The 19,032-nt window shown below is 72.5% G+C and carries 16 protein-coding genes; 11 read left to right on the plus strand and 5 right to left on the minus strand.

Going from position 1 to position 19,032, the window contains the following annotated elements; translation table 11 throughout:
* Positions 1 to 101 precede the first annotated feature (101 nt).
* The gene (locus tag ACZ6S4_RS17545; protein WP_465475928.1) at positions 102 to 587 is read right to left on the minus strand and encodes a GNAT family N-acetyltransferase; all 486 of its coding nucleotides are present in this window, start codon (positions 585 to 587) and stop codon (positions 102 to 104) included.
* 115 nt (positions 588 to 702) lie between these two features.
* Here ACZ6S4_RS17545 and ACZ6S4_RS17550 point away from each other — a divergent pair, with 115 nt between their 5' ends.
* Positions 703 to 1,047 (plus strand): helix-turn-helix domain-containing protein, encoded by a 345-nt coding sequence (locus ACZ6S4_RS17550; RefSeq protein WP_465475929.1) that lies wholly within the window; start codon positions 703 to 705, stop codon positions 1,045 to 1,047.
* 9 nt (positions 1,048 to 1,056) lie between these two features.
* Here ACZ6S4_RS17550 and ACZ6S4_RS17555 read toward each other — a convergent pair whose 3' ends face one another.
* Positions 1,057 to 3,033, minus strand: coding sequence for a purple acid phosphatase family protein (locus tag ACZ6S4_RS17555; RefSeq protein ID WP_465475930.1), 1,977 nt, complete (start codon positions 3,031 to 3,033; stop codon positions 1,057 to 1,059).
* Between the two features lie 235 nt (positions 3,034 to 3,268).
* Here ACZ6S4_RS17555 and ACZ6S4_RS17560 point away from each other — a divergent pair, with 235 nt between their 5' ends.
* The 10 genes from ACZ6S4_RS17560 (at position 3,269) to ACZ6S4_RS17605 (ending at position 14,003) form a co-directional block, all read left to right on the plus strand.
* Positions 3,269 to 4,600 carry an MSMEG_0569 family flavin-dependent oxidoreductase gene (locus ACZ6S4_RS17560; protein WP_465475931.1) on the plus strand — a complete coding sequence of 444 codons (1,332 nt, stop codon included), beginning with the start codon at positions 3,269 to 3,271 and terminating at the stop codon, positions 4,598 to 4,600.
* On the plus strand, positions 4,597 to 5,397 hold the full coding sequence (locus ACZ6S4_RS17565; RefSeq protein ID WP_465475932.1) for an amidohydrolase family protein: 801 nt from the start codon (positions 4,597 to 4,599) through the stop codon (positions 5,395 to 5,397). Before ACZ6S4_RS17560 ends, ACZ6S4_RS17565 begins: the two co-directional genes overlap by 4 nt.
* 11 nt (positions 5,398 to 5,408) lie before the next feature.
* Positions 5,409 to 5,921: an MSMEG_0572/Sll0783 family nitrogen starvation response protein gene (locus ACZ6S4_RS17570; protein ID WP_465475933.1), complete on the plus strand. Its 513-nt coding sequence runs from the start codon at positions 5,409 to 5,411 to the stop codon at positions 5,919 to 5,921.
* A complete protein-coding gene (locus ACZ6S4_RS17575; protein WP_465475934.1) occupies positions 5,921 to 6,973 on the plus strand; it encodes an MSMEG_0568 family radical SAM protein in 1,053 nt (350 codons plus the stop codon). The genes ACZ6S4_RS17570 and ACZ6S4_RS17575 overlap by 1 nt, the downstream gene beginning before the upstream one ends.
* On the plus strand, positions 6,970 to 8,322 hold the full coding sequence (locus ACZ6S4_RS17580) for an MSMEG_0567/sll0787 family protein (protein ID WP_465475935.1): 1,353 nt from the start codon (positions 6,970 to 6,972) through the stop codon (positions 8,320 to 8,322). Before ACZ6S4_RS17575 ends, ACZ6S4_RS17580 begins: the two co-directional genes overlap by 4 nt.
* On the plus strand, positions 8,322 to 9,161 hold the full coding sequence (locus tag ACZ6S4_RS17585; RefSeq protein ID WP_465475936.1) for a carbon-nitrogen hydrolase family protein: 840 nt from the start codon (positions 8,322 to 8,324) through the stop codon (positions 9,159 to 9,161). Before ACZ6S4_RS17580 ends, ACZ6S4_RS17585 begins: the two co-directional genes overlap by 1 nt.
* A gap of 47 nt (positions 9,162 to 9,208) precedes the next feature.
* Complete coding sequence (locus ACZ6S4_RS17590; RefSeq protein ID WP_465475937.1) at positions 9,209 to 10,045, plus strand: carbon-nitrogen hydrolase family protein; 837 nt, start codon at positions 9,209 to 9,211, stop codon at positions 10,043 to 10,045.
* On the plus strand, positions 10,042 to 11,088 hold the full coding sequence (locus tag ACZ6S4_RS17595; RefSeq protein ID WP_465475938.1) for an MSMEG_0565 family glycosyltransferase: 1,047 nt from the start codon (positions 10,042 to 10,044) through the stop codon (positions 11,086 to 11,088). Before ACZ6S4_RS17590 ends, ACZ6S4_RS17595 begins: the two co-directional genes overlap by 4 nt.
* Before the next feature lie 519 nt (positions 11,089 to 11,607).
* The gene (locus ACZ6S4_RS17600; RefSeq protein ID WP_465475939.1) at positions 11,608 to 12,492 is read left to right on the plus strand and encodes a hypothetical protein; all 885 of its coding nucleotides are present in this window, start codon (positions 11,608 to 11,610) and stop codon (positions 12,490 to 12,492) included.
* A gap of 53 nt (positions 12,493 to 12,545) precedes the next feature.
* Entirely contained in the window at positions 12,546 to 14,003 is a 1,458-nt protein-coding gene (locus tag ACZ6S4_RS17605; RefSeq protein WP_465475940.1) for an ATP-binding protein, read from the plus strand.
* Here the strand turns inward: ACZ6S4_RS17605 and ACZ6S4_RS17610 are convergent.
* Genes ACZ6S4_RS17610 through ACZ6S4_RS17620 form a run of 3 tightly spaced genes read right to left on the minus strand, consistent with a single transcriptional unit; the run spans position 13,978 to position 19,023 of the window.
* Positions 13,978 to 14,451 carry a GNAT family N-acetyltransferase gene (locus ACZ6S4_RS17610; RefSeq protein ID WP_465475941.1) on the minus strand — a complete coding sequence of 158 codons (474 nt, stop codon included), beginning with the start codon at positions 14,449 to 14,451 and terminating at the stop codon, positions 13,978 to 13,980. The genes ACZ6S4_RS17605 and ACZ6S4_RS17610 overlap by 26 nt on opposite strands.
* Before the next feature lie 40 nt (positions 14,452 to 14,491).
* Positions 14,492 to 16,732 (minus strand): putative bifunctional diguanylate cyclase/phosphodiesterase, encoded by a 2,241-nt coding sequence (locus ACZ6S4_RS17615; protein WP_465475942.1) that lies wholly within the window; start codon positions 16,730 to 16,732, stop codon positions 14,492 to 14,494.
* Between the two features lie 47 nt (positions 16,733 to 16,779).
* Positions 16,780 to 19,023, minus strand: coding sequence for a putative bifunctional diguanylate cyclase/phosphodiesterase (locus ACZ6S4_RS17620; protein WP_465475943.1), 2,244 nt, complete (start codon positions 19,021 to 19,023; stop codon positions 16,780 to 16,782).
* Positions 19,024 to 19,032: the final 9 nt, after the last annotated feature.

The raw sequence follows: 19,032 nt of genomic DNA on the forward strand, positions 1-19,032 counted from the left end.
AACCTCTTCTGGCGTAATCCCCCCCCCTCTTTCCCCCCCCCCCCCCCCCCCCTGCCTCCCCCCCCCCCCCCCCCCCCCCCACCCCGGGTGACCGGGACACCTCAGAGCTCGAACCAGTACCGCCGGGCGGGACCGAACGGGGTCTCCCCGATGCCCTCGAAGACGCCGCCGCCCCGCTCGATCGTGCGCATCGAGGCGACATTGCCGGGCGCGCAGACGGCCAGCACCCGTTGCAGGCCCAGCCCGCGCGCCTCGTCGAGCATCCGGCCCAGCGCCCAGGCACCCAGCCCGCGCCCGCGAGCCGACGGCCGGATGCCGTACCCGAGGTGGCCGGCCCACCGTACGTAGTCGTCGTCGCCGTGGCGCAGCGCGATCCCGCCGAGCACACGATCACTCTCGATGATCCAGCGGTACGTGCACCGGTGCTCCGAGAGCCGGGTCAGCCAGGCCGCGAAGCCGGCCGGTGTGCCGACCTCGTCGGCGGGGCCCAGCCCGAACCCGTCCTCGTGCGCTCCCGGGCCCCACTCCGCGTGCGCCTCCAGCCAGGCCTGGTGCAGGTGGACGGCGGGCGTGATCAGCTCGGGCACGCGACGACGATACCGGCCACCACCGGCAACTCGTACGCAACTGCGTTCTTGTTCGGGGCAGGGGCCCCCACCACGATCGGCGGTGTCCGGACGGTCCAGACGAGGGCGAGGATTGATGAACGCCACCACCACGACGGCGGTACCGCCGGATCCCACCGGCGCCGCCACACCGGTCGAGTTCGCAGGACGCCTGCGCGCGTTGATGGCCCTGCGCAGACGCTCGCTGGACAGTGTCGCCAAGCGGAGCCGCGACGCGGGGACCCCTATCTCCCGCGCCACGGTCCACAATCTGATCACTGCCGCGAGCACTCCCCGGCAGGACTCCCTGGTGGGTTTCCTGCGCGGCTGCGGAGTGCCGCCCCGGGAGCAGATCCGCTGGCTCATCACGTTCCACAAGGTCTACCCGGAGGGCCAGCGCACGGTCAGGCCCCGGCCGGCCGCCGATCCCCGCGCGTGCTGAGGTGCGCGGTCACGGCTGCGTGGCCGCGTCGATCAGCACGGCCGCGTGGCCGGCGGTGCGGGCCAGCGTGATGCGGTCGATCTCGGTGTAGGGCTGCTTGCTGCCCGGCAGGGCGTCGGCGAGGCTGCGCACGGTCATCGTGGTGCGCGCGCCGCGAGCAGCCGGCACGACGTCGACCGCGATGAAGGCGTAGTCGTCGTAGCGGACCTGTGACCAGTCGACCACCTCGGGAACCCGGCTGCCGCCCAGGTGCCCGGCCGCCTTGATCTTGCTGTCCTGCTTGGACCACACGTAGCTGTTGACGATGTTCTCGGTGTTGTTCTCCACCTCGTTCGGGCCGCCGGGCGGCTGGTAGCCGCGGTAACGCTGACCGGCCGGCAGCTTCTGCGGCCCGGTCGGGGTGATCCCCGGGGGCGGTGGCGCGGCGGGGCTGGGCGCCTGCCGGAAGGGATAGCGCGGCCGGCCGCCGGAACCGACACATAGGTACGTGACGCCGTCCTTGGCCGGATGGATCGTCGAGCCGTCCGGCGCGGACCGGGTGCGCTTGCCGAACCGGATCGGGTCGGTGCGTTCGAGCAGGTGGTTGTGGCCCTGCACGACCAGGTCGACCTGGTACCGGCTGAACAGCGGGTCGAGCGCGTCGCGGACGCCGCCGTCGGAGGCGTGGTTGTTGGTCGTCGAGTACGCGCAGTGGTGCAGGAACGCGACCACGAAGTCGATGTCCCCGGCCAGCTCGGTCCGCCATTTGCGCAACGTGTGCTTGAGCCAGCTCAGCTGGGCTCCGCCGGAGTAGCCGGTGTTGGTCTGGAGCTCGGCCGAGAGCTCGTTGGCGTCGATGGAGATCACGCCCACGTTGGCGTAGACGTAGCGGTAGACCGACGGGCAGCTCTTCGGGCCGTTGGCCGGGAAGTCCAGCCGCGACACCAGGCCGCCGTAACCGTGGGTGGGGCTGTCGCCGAGGAACCTGGTGTTGCCGTACAGCGGTTCCATGTCGTGGTTGCCGGTGGTGAACATCCACGGCGTGTACGCGGCCAGCGGCTCGATCTGGTTGAGGAAGACGTCCCAGACGTACGGGTTGTAGAGGTTGCGGCCCTTCGGAGCGACGCCGGTCAGCGCCGTCGTGTCGTCGGCGGGCAGGCCGGAGCCGGACGGGTTGGCGTAGCAGATGTCGCCGGCCAGCAGCGTGAAGACCGGCTGCTGGGTGGCCATGAGCATGGTCTGGGTCAGCGCGGGACGTTTGTCGGTGCCGTGCGGCCCGGCCACCGGATCGTCCGGCAGGTACGAGTTGTCGTCGAAGATCCCGGACGGCCACTTCCCGCCGGCCGCGGTGACGGCCGCCGGGTTCTGGCCCCAGGCGTACTTCGGGTCTCTGGGCGCGGTGTTGGTGCCGACGTCGGCGAAGGCGGTGAAGGTGAACGGTGCCGCCACCGCGGACTTCCGGGCCGGAGCCGTGCTGAAGTGTGCGTCGCCGCTGACCGTGCCGTCGGACAGCCGGATCCGGTAGTGGTACACCGTGTCGGCGCGCAGCCCGTCCACGGTGGCCTTGAGATAGAACTGGCTCCCGATCGGACCGCCGGGGATCGCGTACTGGCCGACCAGGTGCTGGATCTCCGCCTCGGTCCGGTGGCCGTACCGGCCGGGCTCGGCGCCGACGTCGACGAACGCCCGCAGCTTGGACGGCAGCTTGCCGGTCTGGCTGACCAGCTGCGCGGTCACGGCCATCGCCGGGCGCAGCAGGCCGTCGGACGCCGGTACGAACGACAGGTGCCGGCCGGAGACCACCACCCCGGCCTTGCCCGCCTTGCCCCCACCGGCCGCGAAGGCCGCGTCGGCCAGCTGGAACTGGGCGTACGCGTACCCGCCGGCGCCCGCCATGACGGCCTTCAGCATCGAGCGGCGGCTGACCCGCTGCCGGGTCAGCTCCTGGGCGTTCCACTCGGTGCACTCGTCCACCGTGACGGGACGGCTACTCTTCGACAACTTCACGCGGCCATCCTGTCCGGCCCGGTCGGTTCGCGGGTCGTACACGCCCGGGCCGGCCGGAAAACCCGACGAAAGAGGTCCTCCGCAGCACGCCCGAAACCGGCCCGACACGGCCTCTGGCAAGTGAGGACTATCTAACGCGCGGTTGTTCCGGATGAAACTCCCGGGAAACCCCGCCTGCCTTGACTGACTCCCGTCACCAGCCGCCCGATCACGGCGAAAGTGCAGGTGGGAGGTCATGTCCATGCTCGCGGAGCAGCACTACCCGGTAGCGGTCATCGGCGCCGGCCAGGCCGGCCTGTCGACGAGCTGGTACCTGCGGCAGCGCGGCGTCGACCACGTCGTCATCGAACGCGACCGGGTCGCTCACGAGTGGCGCGAGCGGCGCTGGGACTCCTTCTGCCTGGTCACCCCGAACTGGCAGTGCCGGCTGCCCGGGATGCCGTACGACGGGGACGACCCGGACGGTTTCATGCCCGGTGCGGAGGTGGTCGGCTATCTCGAGAAGTACGCCGCGTCCTTCGACCCGCCGCTCGTCGAAGGTGTCGCGGTGACGCGGTTGCGCCGTACCCCGGCCGGGGTCTTCGCCCTGGCCACGACGGCCGGGAACTGCACCGCCGACCAGGTCGTCGTGGCGACCGGGCCCTATCACGCGCCTGCCGTGCCGCGGATCGCCGAGCGGCTGCCCGGCGGGGTCGCCCCGCTGCACTCCTCGCAGTACCGCAACCCGGAACGGCTGCCCGAGGGCGCGGTCCTGGTGGTCGGCACCGGCCAGTCCGGCTGCCAGATCGCCGAGGACCTGCACCTGGCCGGGCGGCGCGTGCACCTCGCGGTGGGCAGCGCGCCGCGGGCGGCCCGCCGTTACCGGGGCCGCGACACCCTGGCCTGGCTGGACGAGATGGGCCACTACGCCAGGGGGATCGACGAGTTCGGCGACGCGGACGAGGTGCGGCTGCGGGCCAACCACTACATGACCGGCCGTGACGGGGGCCGCGACATCGATCTGCGGGCCTTCGCCCGCGACGGCATGCGACTGTACGGGCGCCTGCGCACGCTGGACGGCCCGGCGGTGACCTTCGGCGCCGACCTGGCGGCCAACCTGGACCACGCGGACGCGGTCGCCGACGGCATCAAGGACGCCATCGACCGTTACATCGACGCGGCCGGCATCGACGCCCCGGCCGAGCAGCGGTACCGGCCCGTGTGGCGCCCCGACGCCGGCGAGCAGGCGATCGACCTGCACGCCGAGGGCATCAACACGGTCGTCTGGGCCACCGGCTACCACCGTGACCACCGCTGGATCGAGGTGCCGGTCTTCGACGGGCGCGGCTACCCGACCCACGAGCGCGGCGTCACCAGCTGCCCCGGCCTCTACTTCGTCGGCCTGCCCTGGCAGTACACCTGGGGCTCGGGCCGCTTCGCCGGGGTGGCCCGCGATGCCGGGTATCTCGTCGACCGGATCACCGCCGTCCGCCGGCACCGGGTCACCGAGGAGGTGAGCTGGCTCGCCGGCACACCCACCGAGACCTTCCCGGATCTCGAGTGGTTCACCCCGAGGGCCGCCGCATGAGAGACGCCCACCGGCACCTCGGCGTGCTCCCCGCGTACCCCTTCTACGGCGGACCGCCGGTCCGGCCGGACGTCACCGCCCGGGCGACCATCGACCAGCTGCTGGCCGACCTCGACGCCGAGGGCACCGACCGCGCGCTGATCCTGCCCAACTACGGCGTGCCCGACCCGGACGTGGCCTTCGGCTTCAACGAGCTGGTGGTCGAGGCGGCCCAGCGCGACGACCGGATCCGGTGCGGGCTCTGGGTCTCGGCCCGTGAGCAGGACGCCGAGCGCACCGCGAAGGCCCTCAAGCTCGCCGGTGAGAACGGCGTGCGGGCCCTCAAGCTCAGCTTCCTGCTCGGCGGCGGCGTCGACGACCCGGGCCTGGAGCCCATCTTCGCGGCCGCCCGGGAACACGACCTGGTCGTCCACGTGCACACCTCACCCGGCGCCGCCTCCGACATCGACCGCGTCGGACAGCTGGTCGAGCGCTACGGCGACGACGTCAAGGTGCACCTCGTGCACTTCGGCGGCGGGATGAGCGGCCACATCAAGCTGATCGGCGGCCGCTTCTTCGACTGGGTGGCCGCCGGCAAGCAGGTCTACACCGACCTGTCCTGGGCCATCGGCTTCGCACCCCGCTGGCTGGCCACCGAGATCGACCGGCGCGGCCTGGGCCACGACCGGGTGCTGTTCGCCAGCGACGAGCCGTGGGGCGACCACGCCGGCGAGCTGGCCCGGCTGCGCGCCGCCGTCACGGGCCGCGAGCTCGCCGGGGCCGTCTTCGAGACCACCTTCGACACGCTCTACCGATGAAGGAGAAGCCCATGACCGACCTCACCGACCTCGAGCAGAAGAGCCTGGAAGAGATCCCGCACCCGGCGCTGGCCGAGGGATCCAGCATCTACGGCGGCACCAAGGTCTTCCCCGACTACAAGGCCGAGGAGGGCGAGAGCTACTTCACGCTGGTGCACGGCATCGCGCACGAGTCCTCGGTCAGCTTCGTCGCCGTCCTGCAGGCCACCCGGGCGCTGCGCAAGGGCTTCGAGTCGGCCATCTACTTCTACGGGCCCGGCTCGCTGAACTGCCTGGCCACCCGCGGCTTCCCGACCACCGGCGCCTCCGCGTTCCCGGGCGAGCACAACATCAACAACTCGCTGAAGACGTTCATGGCCGAGGGCGGCAAGGTCTACTGCTGCCGCTTCGGGCTCTCACTGCACGGTGCCCGCGAGGAGGACCTCATCGCCGGCGTCATCCCCACCCACCCGCTCGACGTGCAGGACGCACTGATCCACTACGCGCGCAAAGGCGCGATCATCAACTCGACCTACATGTTCTAGTGACCGTCCAGATTCGCGCCGATCTCGCTGTCCGGGGCGTACGGGTGGCGACACCCGTACGCCGCCCGGCCGGGGCCGGCCCCAGCGACGACGGGCACCTGGTGATCGACGGCGGCAACGCGGCCCTGCCGATCAACCCGGACAGCCCGTACGAGGTCCGCGACGACAAGCTGTGGCTGGGCGAGGCTGACACCGGACTGTCGTTGCAGGTCGTGCGCCGCCCCCGGTTCTACGACCTGAGCACCGCCGACGGGGTGCGCTACGAACAGATCGCCCGGCTGCACGGCCGGGACGTGCTGGCCACCACCGTCGTGCAGACCTGCATCCGGTACGCCGAGGAGCAGCGCTGCCGGTTCTGCACCATCGAGGAGTCGCTGCGCTCCGGCGCCACGATCGCCGCCAAGACGCCCGCCCAGCTCGCCGAGGTGGCCGAGGCGGCGGTCCGGCTGGACGGCGTCCGGCAGATGGTGATGACCACCGGCACCACCACGGGAGCCGACCGTGGCGCCCGCAACCTGGTGCGCTCGGTGCGGGCGGTGCTTGAGGCCGTACCGGGCCTGCCGATCCAGGTCCAGATCGAACCACCGGGCGACCTGCGGGTCATCGACGAGCTGCGCGCGGCCGGGGCGGCGTCGATCGGCATCCACGTGGAGGCGCTCGACGACGAGGTGCGCCGCCGCTGGATGCCCGGCAAGGGCGCCGTGCCGATGGCCGAGTACGAGGCCGCCTGGGACCGGGCCGTGCGGGTCTTCGGCCGCAACCAGGTGTCCACCTATCTGCTCGTCGGGCTGGGCGAGGACCCGGACGAGCTGGTCGCCGGGGCGGGGCGGCTGATCGAGCGCGGGGTGTACCCGTTCGTCGTGCCGTTCCGGCCGATGCCCGGCACCCTGGCCCGCCGCGACGGCGTTCCCGGCCCGCCGCCGTCGCTGGTCCGCGAGATCAGCGAACGGGTCGCCGCGCTGCTGCGGGCCGCCGGCATGCTCGGCGCCGACCAGCGGGCCGGCTGCGCGGCGTGCGGCGCGTGCGGGGTGCTGCAGGCGGCCGGCGGATGACCGACCTCGTGCCCGTACTGCTCGGGTCGGCGCCCTGGGCGATCGAGCAGGCCGATGACCGCCGGGACTACCACCGGCTGCGCCACCGGGTGTTTGTCGAGGAACAGGGCCTGTTCGCCGGCTCCGACCGCGACGACCGGGACGACGACCCGCGCACGGTGGTGCTGCTGGCCCGGGCGGCCGACGGCACAGTGCTGGGCGGTGTGCGGGTCGGCCCGGCCACGGCCGGGGAGGACCTCGGCTGGTGGGCGGGCGGCCGGCTGGTCGTCGACGCCGGGGTCCGCGGCGCCCAGGGCATCGGACCGGCACTGGTACGGGCCGCCTGCGCGTACGCGGAGAACGCCGGCGCCCTGCGCTTCGACGCCACCGTGCAACCCCGCTGGGAGCGCATGTTCCGCCGCCACGGCTGGCAGACCGTCCGCCCGGTGACCCTCGCCGGCCACGCCCACCTGCTGATGCGCTGGCCCATCGGCCGGATCGCCGCGCTGGCCGCCGCCACCAAGAATGCGCTCGGCGACCTGGTCCGGGGGCTGGCCCCCGCGGGCTTCGCCGGTGACGACGGCGCACCCGTGCCCGGCTCCGACCTCATCGCCGCCTGCGACGCGATCCTGCCGTCCATGGTGGAGCGCGACCCGGACTGGGCCGGCTGGTGCGCCGTCCTGGTCAACGCGAACGACCTGGCGGCCATGGGCGCCGAACCGGTCGGACTGCTCAACGCGGTGGGCGCCCGCGACGCCGCGTTCGCCGCGCGGATCCTGGGCGGGCTGCGCCGGGCTGCCGACGCGTACGGGATGCCGGTGCTCGGCGGTCACACCCAGCTCGGCGTACCGGCGTCGCTGTCCGCCACCGCGCTCGGCCGCACCCCGCACCCGGTCCCCGGCGGCGGGGGACGGCCCGGGCACCGGGTCCGGCTCACCGCCGACCTCGGCGGGCGCTGGCGTCCCGGCCACCACGGCCGGCAATGGGACTCCACCAGCCACCGCACGCCCGCCGACCTGCGCACGATGCTGTCGTTCGTGGGTGCCGCCCGCCCGGCCGCGGCCAAGGACGTCTCGATGGCCGGCATCGCGGGCACCCTGGGCATGCTGGCCGAGGCGAGCGGCTGCGGCGCGGTCCTCGACGTGGCCGCGGTGCCACGGCCCGTGTCCGCGACGATCGGGGACTGGCTGACCTGCTTCCCCGGCTTCGCCATGCTCACCGCGGGCGAACTGCACACCGCCGACCCGGGACCCGCGGTCACCGCCGCCTGCGGGGACCTCGTGGCCGGCCGGGGCGTCCGGCTGCGCTGGCCGGACGGAGAACTGACCGAGGCGATCACCGCCGGGGTCACGGGATTGGGGACGGCTTGATGACCAGCATCAGGATGGCGGCGGTGGCCGAGGCCTTCGACCGCGACCTCGAGGGCGACTTCGCCCGCGTCGAGAAGCTGATCGCCGCGGCCCGCGCCGACGGGGTACGGCTGCTCGCCCTGCCGGAGGCGGCCCTCGGCGGCTACCTGGCCCACCTCGACGGCGACGCCGACCAGCCACCGGCGTTGCGCCTGGACGGCCCGGAGATCAACCGGCTGGTCACGCTGGCCGGGGACATGGTGGTCTGCGCCGGGTTCTGCGAGGCCGACGGTGACCGCCGCTACAACAGCGTGGTCTGCGTCGGCGACGGCCGGATCCTCGGCCGGCACCGCAAGGTGCACCAGCCCCTGCGGGAGAGCGCCAGCTACGACTCCGGGGACTCCTTCGTCGCCTTCGACACCCCGGTCGGCCGGCTCGGCCTGCTGATCTGCTACGACAAGGCGTTCCCGGAGTCGGCCCGGTCGCTGGCCCTGGACGGCGCCGAGATCATCGTGTGCGTGTCGGCCTGGCCGGGCAGCCGTACGGGGGCGCCCGCGGACCTGGCCGACGACCGGTGGACCCGGCGCTTCGACCTGTTCGACCGGGCCCGCGCGCTGGAGAACCAGGTGGTCTGGCTGTCGGCCAACCAGTCCGGCACCTTCGGCTCGCTGCGTTTCGTGTGCAGCGCCAAGGTCGTCGACCCGGGCGGGGACGTGCTGGCCACCACCGGCACCGCACCCGGCATGGCGGTCGCCGACGTCGCCGTCACCGAGGCGCTGGCCACCGCCCGGCGCTCGATGGCCCACCTGCGGGACCGGCGGCCGGACGCGTACCCGATGCTCGCCCCGTCGATGAGCTGATGCCGTCCGACCGCCCCGCCCACCACCCGAAAGCGGACTGAACACAATTGACTGTCATCCGGATCGCTGCCGCCGCGGCCCACTTCGGCCGCGACCTCGACCACGCCCTCGGCCGCATCGGCAAGCTCATCGCCGACGCCCGCGCGGCCGGGGCCGGGCTGCTCGTGCTGCCCGACGCGGCGATCGGCGGCTACCTGGCCGACCTCCGGCGCCCCGACCCGGACGCGCTGCCACCCGCGCTGCGGCCCGACGACCCCATCCTGGACAAGGTCGCGGGCCTGGCCCGGGAGATGGTCGTCTGCGTCGGCTACTGCGAGGCCGACGGCGAGCAGCGCTACAACGCCGCGATCTGCCTCACCGGCGACGGCATCCTGGGCCGCCACCGCAAGGTCCACCTGCCCGCCGCCGAGATCACCGCGTACGCGGCCGGGGACACGTTCGCCGCGTTCGACACCCCGGTGGGCCGGCTCGGCATGCTGATCGACTACGACAAGACGTTCCCCGAATCGGCCCGCACCCTGGCCCTGGACGGCGCCCAGATCGTCGCCTGCCTGTCGGCCTGGCCGGCCAGCATCACCAACCAGGCCCCGAAACTCTCCCAGGACCGCCAGTCCCGCCTGTTCGATCTCTACGACTGCGCCCGCGCGGCGGAGAACCAGATCGTCGTCGTCTCGTCCAACCAGACCGGCGCGGTCGGCGGCATGCGCTTCCTCGGGCAGGCCAAAGTGGTCGGCCCGGCCGGCAACATCCTGGCCCGCACCTGGGCCAAAGCCGGGCTGGCCGTGGCCGAGCTGGACGTGGCGGCCGAGATCACCGCCGCCCGCCGGGTGCTGCGCCACCTCGACGAACTCCGCCCGGCGACCTACCGCACCGGGCCGTCGTGAGGATCGCGCTGCTCAGCTACTCGACCCGGCCCCGCGGCGGGGTGGTGCACACCCTCGCGCTGGCCGAGGCCCTGGCCACGCTCGGTCACGACGTGACGGTGTGGACGCTGGGCCGCGGCGGCGGCTTCTTCCGGCCGGTCGACCCGGCGGTCCGGCTGCGGATCGTGCCGTTCCCGGACCGGCCCGGCGAAAGCGTGGGGGAGCGGATCCTGCGCTCGATCGCGCTGCTGCGGGAGGCGTTCGACCCCTCCGGGTACGACGTGGTGCACGCCCAGGACTGCATCAGCGCCAACGCGGCCGGCCGGTGTGTGCGCACGATCCACCACCTCGACCAGTTCACCACCCCGGAGCTGGCCGCCTGCCACGAGCGGGCGATCGTTGTGCCGTACGCCCACCTCTGCGTCTCGGCCGCGGTCGCCGCCGAGGTCCGGGCCGGCTGGGGGCCGGCACCGACAGTGATCCCGAACGGGGTGGACGCGGCCCGGTTCGCGGCCGCGGTGCCGGATCGGCGGCACGGGTCGTACGTGCTCGCGGTGGGCGGCATCGAACCACGCAAGGGGTCGATCGACTTGCTGGAGGCGTACGCGCTGCTGCGCCGGGATCTGCCGGAGGTGCGGCTGGTCATCGCGGGCGGAGAGACCTTGTTCGACTACCGCGATTATCGGGCGGCCTGGGAGGCCCGGGCTCGCGACCTCGGCATCAACCCGGTTGTGCTCGGCCCGGTCGCCCACGACGAGCTGCCGGGTCTGGTCGCCGGTGCTGCCGCCTTCGCCTTCCCGTCCACCAAGGAGGGCTTCGGCCTGGCGGCGATGGAGGCACTGGCCGCCGGGGTGCCGGTGGTCGTCCGCGACCTGCCGGTGCTCCGGGAGGTCTTCGGATCGGCGGTCGGTTACGGCACGGACCCGGGGTCGCTGGCTGCGGCACTGCTGGCGGCGGTCAAGGAGCCCGACCCGGAACGCGCGGCGGCCGGCCGGACCCTCGCCTTCGCCCACACCTGGGCGGACGCCGCCCGCCGGCACGTGGACTTCTACCGCTCCCTGTAACCGGCCGCTTCGCGAAGCGTCCATACCCGACGCGAGCCGGCGCACATCAGCCGAGGCGGCACCGAAGCAGGAACGGAGTGGACGGTCCGATGACCGCTTCGTCATGACGGTCGATATTCGGTGCCTGACCCCTGCATGATCGTCGGGCTCGCGATCCGATCGCTCGGTTGCCCCGCTGCACCGGCCACGCGATCGTCAGTGCCGTGACCCACGCAGATCGACGACGGTTCCTCGGCACCCCCGGATGAGTCCCGGCCGCAAGAAGACGACGACCTCGCGCAGCCGCAGCGCGCCCGCGCAATGGGTGCGCACCGGGCGGATCCTGGGCAAGCCCTGGTGGCAGGGAGTGAGCGCCCTGCTGGCGGTCGTCGCGATCGTGATCACCCTGCTCGTGTCGTGCGGTGCTGACGAGCCCGGCCCGGCCACGCCGACGAATCGGATCTCGGGCAATTGCAACGCCCAGGGCTCGGGAAACACCGTTTCGTGTCCAGGCGTCGCTGCTCGGAAGGGACCTCGACCGTGAAACAGGGTGTACGGGACAAGAGCGTCATGGTCTGGGTCGCAGTCGGCGCCGGTATCGCTGTCGGTCTCCTCGCGGTCGCCGCGATCGCCATCGTGGGTTTCTCCTTCCTGCTGGACCGGGGAAAGGCGGACGGCGCTGCTGCGGTGTCGGGCAGCGTCACCGGCAACTGCAACGCCAACGGCGTCAACAACCAGATCAGGTGTGGACCGCTGGGCCCGTCGATGGCCGGCATCGCGGTGCGGGAACGGCTCGACGAGATGGAACTCTGGTTCGACGGGCTGCCGGGAAACCTGCCCGCACCGCCCGCCGAACTTCGCGGAGCCGGCCTGAGTTGCACCGACGAGACGCTCATCGCCTGGTTCCGGACGATCGACGGGCTCTACTTCCACGACACCAGCAAGATCGTCGCTCTGAACGCCGGCGAACCCGATCTGGTCACGGTGACCGCGGCGAGCGTGGGCATCACCGCCCGCAAAGAGGTCCGGCCCGGCGAGGGCACCTGGATCGTGTGTCAGTGGGGCGGCGGCGGATGGGTCGAGAACCACATCATCGACATCGACACGCAGACTTTGCGGGCGGCACTCTCGGACGTGCCGGAGGGCGGGCCACCCGGTGACGCACGGGCCATGCCGCCCGCGTCGCTGTCGCTCGGCGACAAGTCCCAGGCGTTGGTGTCCCTGCAGCTGACCTCCAAGCCCGGCCACGTCTACAGCGGGGTCGTCTCGGTGACGACCTCCACGAACGGCAAGGCGTCCCGGCTGGACATCGGTGACGCGCAGACCCCGCTGCGGTGGATGGAGCTGCCCGGGCTCGAAGAAGGTGGTGACTACTACGCCCTGGACGACACGGGTACCTGGGTGAAGAACTGGCGACCGTACTGAGCGGGCGGAATGTCGGGGGGTCGTGTCACTCTTGGTCGGGAGAGGGGGCCGTCATGTCCTTCGAGTATGCGGGCGCCACGGTTGAGATTGTTGATGCCGCCACCATTCTGGCTGCTGCCCGGGTCAACCCGGTCGAGCTGCTGCGCCGAGCCACTTTCCCCGCCCCGGTGCGCCGGGCCACCCTGACCGTGACCAGCGCGGACACCGCCTCCGGGCCGGTGCACGTGTTCGTCGCGGAGATCCGCACCAACGATGACGACGTGCCCCAGCGGGAGCGCATCCGGGCGGTCGTGCTGGGCAACGACCCCGTCGGGACGCTGCTCGCGAAGCGGATCGCCGCCGGGGACCCGGTGACCACCAAGATCGTGGACGGGGTGGGGGCGGCGGCCGTCGCGGCGTACAAGAAGCTCGGTCTGGATCGGCCCTCCGGGCCGGCGGCGGAGCGGGAGCCGGGCGCCGCGGTCCTGGCCGACGCGGCCGCCGGGCTGCAGGCCGCGGTGACCTACGACCAGGAAGGCAGTGTCGTGCGGCTGCGGGCCGAGGTCGCCCGCGACGAGGTCCAGCCCGCCCACCTGGAGGCCATGGTCAAGCTGACCCTGCAGGCCGTGGTCGAGCTGATCGGTCCGGAGGCGGGGGAGCAGCCGCTGGCCGGCCGGCGGTTCGTGGTCAGCCGCGAGACCATCCCGCGGGTCGCCCCCACCACCCGGACGGTCACCCTCGACCAGGTCGGCGGCCTGGCCGACGTGGTCGCCGAGCTGCGCCAGATCGCGGTGTCGTTCCGGCATCCGGAGGCGATGGCCCGGTGGGGCGCGCGCCGGCCGCAGGGCATCCTGATGTACGGCCCGCCGGGCACCGGCAAGACCATGCTGTCGCGGGCGCTGGCCAACGAGATCGGCGCCGATTTCCGCGAGATCCGCACGCCGGAGATCCTGGACAAGTGGCTGGGCGGCTCGGAGCGCAACATCAAGCAGATCTTCCGCGACGCCCGCCGCTACCGGGTGCCGACCCTGATCCTGTTCGACGAGTTCGACTCGATCATCAGCTACGCGGGCTCCGGCGGCGACGCGGCCAGCCAGGCGATCAACGCGGTGGCCGGCATCTTCAAGCAGGAGATGAACGACCTGATCGAGGCCAACCCGAACGTCATCGTGGTGGCGACGACCAACTTCCCGCACCGGGTCGACGACTCGCTGATCCGTTCCGGACGGTTCGACGTCAAGATCTCCGTGCCCAAGCCGGACGAGGTCAGCCGGGCGGAGATCTTCCGCAAGATGATCGCCCAGCTGGCGGCCGTGCACGAGGAGCCCGGTTTCACGATGTTCGCCGACGGGATCGACCTGGCCGAGCTGGGCCGGCTCAGCCACGGCATGACCGGCGCCGACATCAAGGAGATCCTGCGCCGGGTCCAGCTGGCCAAGGCGATGCAGGACGCCCGCACCGGCGGCCTGGTCGACCCGATCAGCCAGCAGGACCTGATCACCAGCATCAACGACCTGCTCGGCCCCCGCTGACCGTGGCTGAGCGCAGGACGTACTCCACGCTCGTCTCCTGGATCCGTACCCGTTCGAAGCCGCAGCGTTCCATCAGGCGCTGGGACGCGGTGTTGACGATGTCGGTGTCGGCGTAGAGGGGGCGGATCGGCTCCCGGGCCAGGAACAACCGCAGGGCCCGGCCACCGGCCCCGCGCCCCCAGAAGTCCTGGCTGAACCAGCCGCCGAGATAGCGACGGTCGTCCCGCCACCACGCCAGCAGGTTGCCCGCGACCTCGCCGTCCACGAGCACCGTCTGCACGAGGACGGTGTCGTCACCGAGCACATGCTCGGCCCAGTAGCCCAGGTAGACGTCGCGGTCCGGAGCGGCGATGTTCGCCCGTCGCGCCGCCTCCGGCTGCTGCCGGTGGGTGTAGAAGATCTCCACGTCCGCCGGCGTGGTGTCGCGCAGCCGCACGTCGCCGGTCATGCCCGCGAGTCTGGCAGATGCGGGCGCCGGTGTGGCCTCCCTACGGCCGGGAGGCCGGTTCGCGCACGGCGTACGCCGCGAAGTCGGGCTCGGCCTCGGGCTTGCCGAAGTGGTAGCCCTGAGCCAGCTGGTAGCCCAGGCGGTACAGCTCCTCGGCCTGTTCCGCCGTCTCCACACCTTCCGCGACCGCGGTCAGGCCGAGGCCCTCGCTGACCCGGATCAGCGCCGTGGCGATGACGGCGTGCCGGCCGGCCATCGTGATGTTGTCGACGAAGGACTTGTCGACCTTGAGCACGTCCACCGGCACGGTCTGCAGCAGGCCGAGCGACGAGTGCCCGGTGCCGAAGTCGTCCAGGGCGATCCGTACGCCCAGCTCGTGCAGCTCGTTGAGGGCCTGCACGGCCTGGCCGCCGCCGAACACCGCGGTCTCGGTGACCTCGACGGTGAGCTTGCCGACCGGCAGCCCGGTGTCCGCGAGGGCGCGGGCCACCACGGCGGTGAACCCGGGCTGGGCCAGCTGCCTGGCCGAGACGTTGACGCTGATCCGCTGCGGCGCGCGGGGACCCCAGTCGGCCTGCCACTCGACGGCCTGGGCACACGCGGTCCGCAGGATCCATTCGCCCAGCTCGACGATGAGCCCGTTGTGCTCGGCGGCCGGGATGAACCGGTCGGGGGAGATCATGCCGCGTTCCGGGTGGTCCCAGCGGACCAGCGCCTCGACCGCCCGCAGCCGCCCGTACGGCAGCTCGACGATGGGCTGGTAGACCATCCGGAACTGGCCGGTGTCCAGCGCGGTGCGCAGCTCGGCACCCAGCCGGGCCTGCTCGTCCGCGGTGTCGTCGAGGTCGGCGGTGTGGCGGCGGTGGGTGTCGCCGACGGACTTGGCCGCGTACATGGCGACGTCGGCGCGGCGCAGCACCTCGACGGGGTCGGTGGTGCCCGTACCGTCGGCGACGCCGATGCTGACGCCGATCAGCAGCTCGTGGCCGCCGGCGTGCACGGGCGAGCGCAGCGAGCCGGCGAGCCGGGTGACGGCGGCGTCGGCCGTCGCGGCGTCCGCACCGGTGAGCAGGACCGCGAACTCGTCGCCGCCCATCCGGGCCACCAGGGCGCCGGGTCCGGCGGCCCGGGACAGGCGCTCGGCCACACCGACCAGCAGCCGGTCCCCGACGGCATGCCCGAGCGCGTCGTTGACCTCCTTGAAGTCGTCCAGGTCGAGCAGGGCCACCTGCAGCGGCCCGGCGGCCAGCCCCTCGGTCAGGCCCTGCTCCAGCCGGCGGCGGTTGGCCAGCCCGGTCAGGTCGTCGGCCATCGCCAGGTCCTCCAGCTGATCGGCCTGCTGCTGGACCTGCGCGACGAAGCCGGACATGCGCAGGACCACGAGGACGAACAGCAGCACGGCACCGACGGCGATCGCCAGCCGGTCCACCGGGTCGCCGCCGATGCCGGGCACGAACAGCAGCGCGGGGGCCAGCAGCGAGCAGACCGCCAGCAGCACCAGCCGGGACCGGCCCACCCGCGCGTCGCTGGGCCGGTTCGCCGTCGTGCCGGTCCAGCGCATCGAGGGGTGCAGCGCGGCCGCCGCCCAGGCGACGTAGGAGAGCAGCCAGCCGGCGTCGAGCAGGCTGCCGCCCTCGGAGTCCGAGTACAGCGAGACCAGCGAGTAGGCGACGTCCGCGAAGAGCAGCAGCAGTGCGGCCACGCTCAGCAGCCGGGCGCTGGCCGAGCGCCGCCCCGAGCTGGTGAAGAACCGGGCCAGGATGGCCAGCAGCAGAGCATCGGCGGCGGGATAGGCCACCCCGATGACCCGCTCCAGCGTCGAGGCGGTCGAGCCGGCCGCGATCGGGTGCATCACGAAAACCCAGAAGACCAGGCCGATGCCGATCGCCACGATCGCCGGGTCGACCAGACCGGCGAGATCACTGCCGCGGCGGCGGCCGCGGCTCAGCAGCACCAGACCGACAACCAGCATCGGGTACGCGCTCAGGTAGAAGAAGTCGGCCGCCGACGGGTACGGCTCCTGGTGCAGGATGTACTTGTAGTACTCCCAGACCAGGTCACCGCACACCCAGGTGGTCTGCCCGGCGGCGAACCAGTACCACATCGCCCGCCGCAGCGGCCGGTGCAGGCGTACCGCCAGCGGGATGACCAGGCAGGACAGCAGCCCGATGATGTTGTAGACCACATTCGCGGCGAGGCCGTCGTGCGGCAGCAGGTAGTAACCGCCCACGGCCAGCACGCCGAGGGTCAGCCACCACCGCCAGAGTCGTTTCTGTCGCACGGTGGGCAATCGGTCGCCGGCGTATTCATCTGAGGATTCCACCGGGGTCACACCGCCACTGTCTCGGTGCCGGTGACGGCGTCGTGGAAGTCGGGCTGGGCCACGGGCCGGCCGAAGTGGTAGCCCTGGGCCAGCCGGTAGCCGAGGCGGTGCAGTTCGGTGGCTTGTTCGGCGGTTTCGACGCCTTCGGCGACGGCGGTGAGGCCGAGGCCGTCGGCGACCTGGATGAGGGCGGTGGCGATGACGGCGTGCCGGCCGGCCATGGTGATGGTGTCGACGAAGCTCTTGTCGACTTTGAGGGTGTCGACGGGCACGGTCTGCAGCAGGCCGAGGGAGGAGTGGCCGGTGCCGAAGTCGTCGAGGGCGATGCGTACGCCGAGCTGGTGCAGGTCCTTGACGGTCTGCACGCTCTGCCCGCCCCGGAAGACGGCGGTCTCGGTGACTTCGATGATCAGATTGTGCGCACTCAGGCCCGTCCAGGCCAGTACTTCCGCCACCAGATCGGCGAAATCCGGCTCGGCGAGCTGGCGCGCGGAGACATTGACGCTCACGCGTGCCGGCGCGGCCGTACCGTGCGTGGCGTGCCAGGCGACGGCCTGGGCGCAGGCGGTCCGCAGGATCCAGGCGCCGAGCTCGACGATCAGGCCGTTCTGCTCGGCGACCGGGATGAAGTCCACCGGGTTGACGAGGCCGCGCTCGGGGTGGTGCCAGCGGATGAGGGCCTCCACGGACACGACCCGGGCGTCGGGCAGCGAGACGATGGGCTGGTAGACGAGGCGGAACTGGCCGGTGTCCAGCGCCGTACGCATCTCCGCCCCGAGCCGGGCCTCCGCGCGGGCCCGTTCGTCGAGCTCCACGGCGTAGCGGCGGACGTGGCTGCCGCCCTGCTCCTTGGCCGCGTACATGGCGGTGTCCGCCCGGCGCAGCACCTCGTACGGGTCGTCGGTGCCCTCAGCGTCGGCGATGCCGACGCTGGCCCCCACCAGCAGCTCCTGGCCCGCCACCTCCACCGGCCGGCGCAGGACGGCGGTGAGCCGGTCGACGATGCCGGCCATGGCCTCGGCCGACGCGCCGGTGACCAGGACGGCGAACTCGTCACCGCCCATCCGGGCCACGAGGTCGTCGCCGCGGAGGCGGTCCGCGAGGCGTTGCGCCACGACCGCCAGCAGCCGGTCCCCGACGGCGTGACCGAAGCGGTCGTTGACGTCCTTGAAGCCGTTGAGGTCGAGCATCGCCACCTGGGCCGGGCCGGCGGCCACGGCGGCCGCGAGCCGCTCCTCGAAGAAGCGGCGGTTGGGCAGGCCGGTCAGGTCGTCCCGCATGGCGAGGTCCTGCAACTGCCGGGCCTGCCGCTGAACCTGCGTGACGAAACCGGACATCCGCAGCAGGACCAGGACGAACAGCAGCACCGCGCCGACGCCGATGGACAGCCAGCTCAGGTGCGGGAAGCCCAGAGCGCCCTGGACGAACAGCAGGGTCGGCACGAGCAGCGTGCTGCCGGTCAGCAGGACCAGCCGGCCCGGTCCCACGCGGGGCCCGCCGGTGCGGACCGGGGCCGGGGCGGCGGCCGACGGATGCAGGGCCGCGGCGCCCCAGACGACGTTGGAGAGCAGCCAGCCGACCGAGATGATCCCCTCGAGCTCCGGGCGGTAGGCGGTGACGAACTGGAACCCGACGTCGGCGGCGAGCAGCGTGCCGGTGCCCGTGATCAGCAGGGCCACGCCGGCCGTCGGACGTCCCGAGCGGGTCAGCACGCGGGCCACGAGCGCCAGCAGCACGAGGTCGCAGCCGGGGTACGCGGCGCCGAGCAGCCGTTCCAGCAGCGGGATGGAGCTGTCACCGGCGATCGGGCCGATGGCCAGGACCCACCAGACCAGGCCCAGCCCGGTGGCGATGATCGCGGCGTCGAGCAGGCCGGCCAGGTCGCGGCCGACCCGGCCCCGGGCCAGCAGCAGCGTGCCGGCGACCAGCAGCGGGCAGCTGCCCAGGTAGAAGACGTCGGCCAGGGAGGGGAACGGCGACTGGTGCAGGACCTGCCGGTAGATCTCGTAGGTGACATCGCCGGTCAGCCGGAACCCGATGGCGGCGGCGAAGACGTACCAGCCCAGCCGGTCCTCGGGCCGGTTGCGCCGGGCCTGGACCAGCACCACCACGAGTGTCAGCAGCTCGAACAGGTCGTACAGCACCGCCCCGGCCAGGGTGCCGTCGCCCAGGAGCGGGTACGCGACGCAGATCAGCAGCCCGGCCGCCGTCCACGCCGTGACTCTCCGGTCGACCGCATTTGTCCGCACGACGGGCCA

The sequence above is a fragment of the Actinoplanes sp. NPDC051405 genome, assembly GCF_055586185.1.

Coding starts and splice junctions, on each gene's coding strand:
- ACZ6S4_RS17550 (WP_465475929.1), top strand. CDS start 703: ATGAACGCCACCACCACGACGGCGGTACCGCCGGATCCCACCGGCGCC.
- ACZ6S4_RS17560 (WP_465475931.1), top strand. CDS start 3,269: ATGTCCATGCTCGCGGAGCAGCACTACCCGGTAGCGGTCATCGGCGCC.
- ACZ6S4_RS17565 (WP_465475932.1), top strand. CDS start 4,597: ATGAGAGACGCCCACCGGCACCTCGGCGTGCTCCCCGCGTACCCCTTC.
- ACZ6S4_RS17570 (WP_465475933.1), top strand. CDS start 5,409: ATGACCGACCTCACCGACCTCGAGCAGAAGAGCCTGGAAGAGATCCCG.
- ACZ6S4_RS17580 (WP_465475935.1), top strand. CDS start 6,970: ATGACCGACCTCGTGCCCGTACTGCTCGGGTCGGCGCCCTGGGCGATC.
- ACZ6S4_RS17585 (WP_465475936.1), top strand. CDS start 8,322: ATGACCAGCATCAGGATGGCGGCGGTGGCCGAGGCCTTCGACCGCGAC.
- ACZ6S4_RS17605 (WP_465475940.1), top strand. CDS start 12,546: ATGTCCTTCGAGTATGCGGGCGCCACGGTTGAGATTGTTGATGCCGCC.
- ACZ6S4_RS17610 (WP_465475941.1), bottom strand. CDS start 14,451: ATGACCGGCGACGTGCGGCTGCGCGACACCACGCCGGCGGACGTGGAG.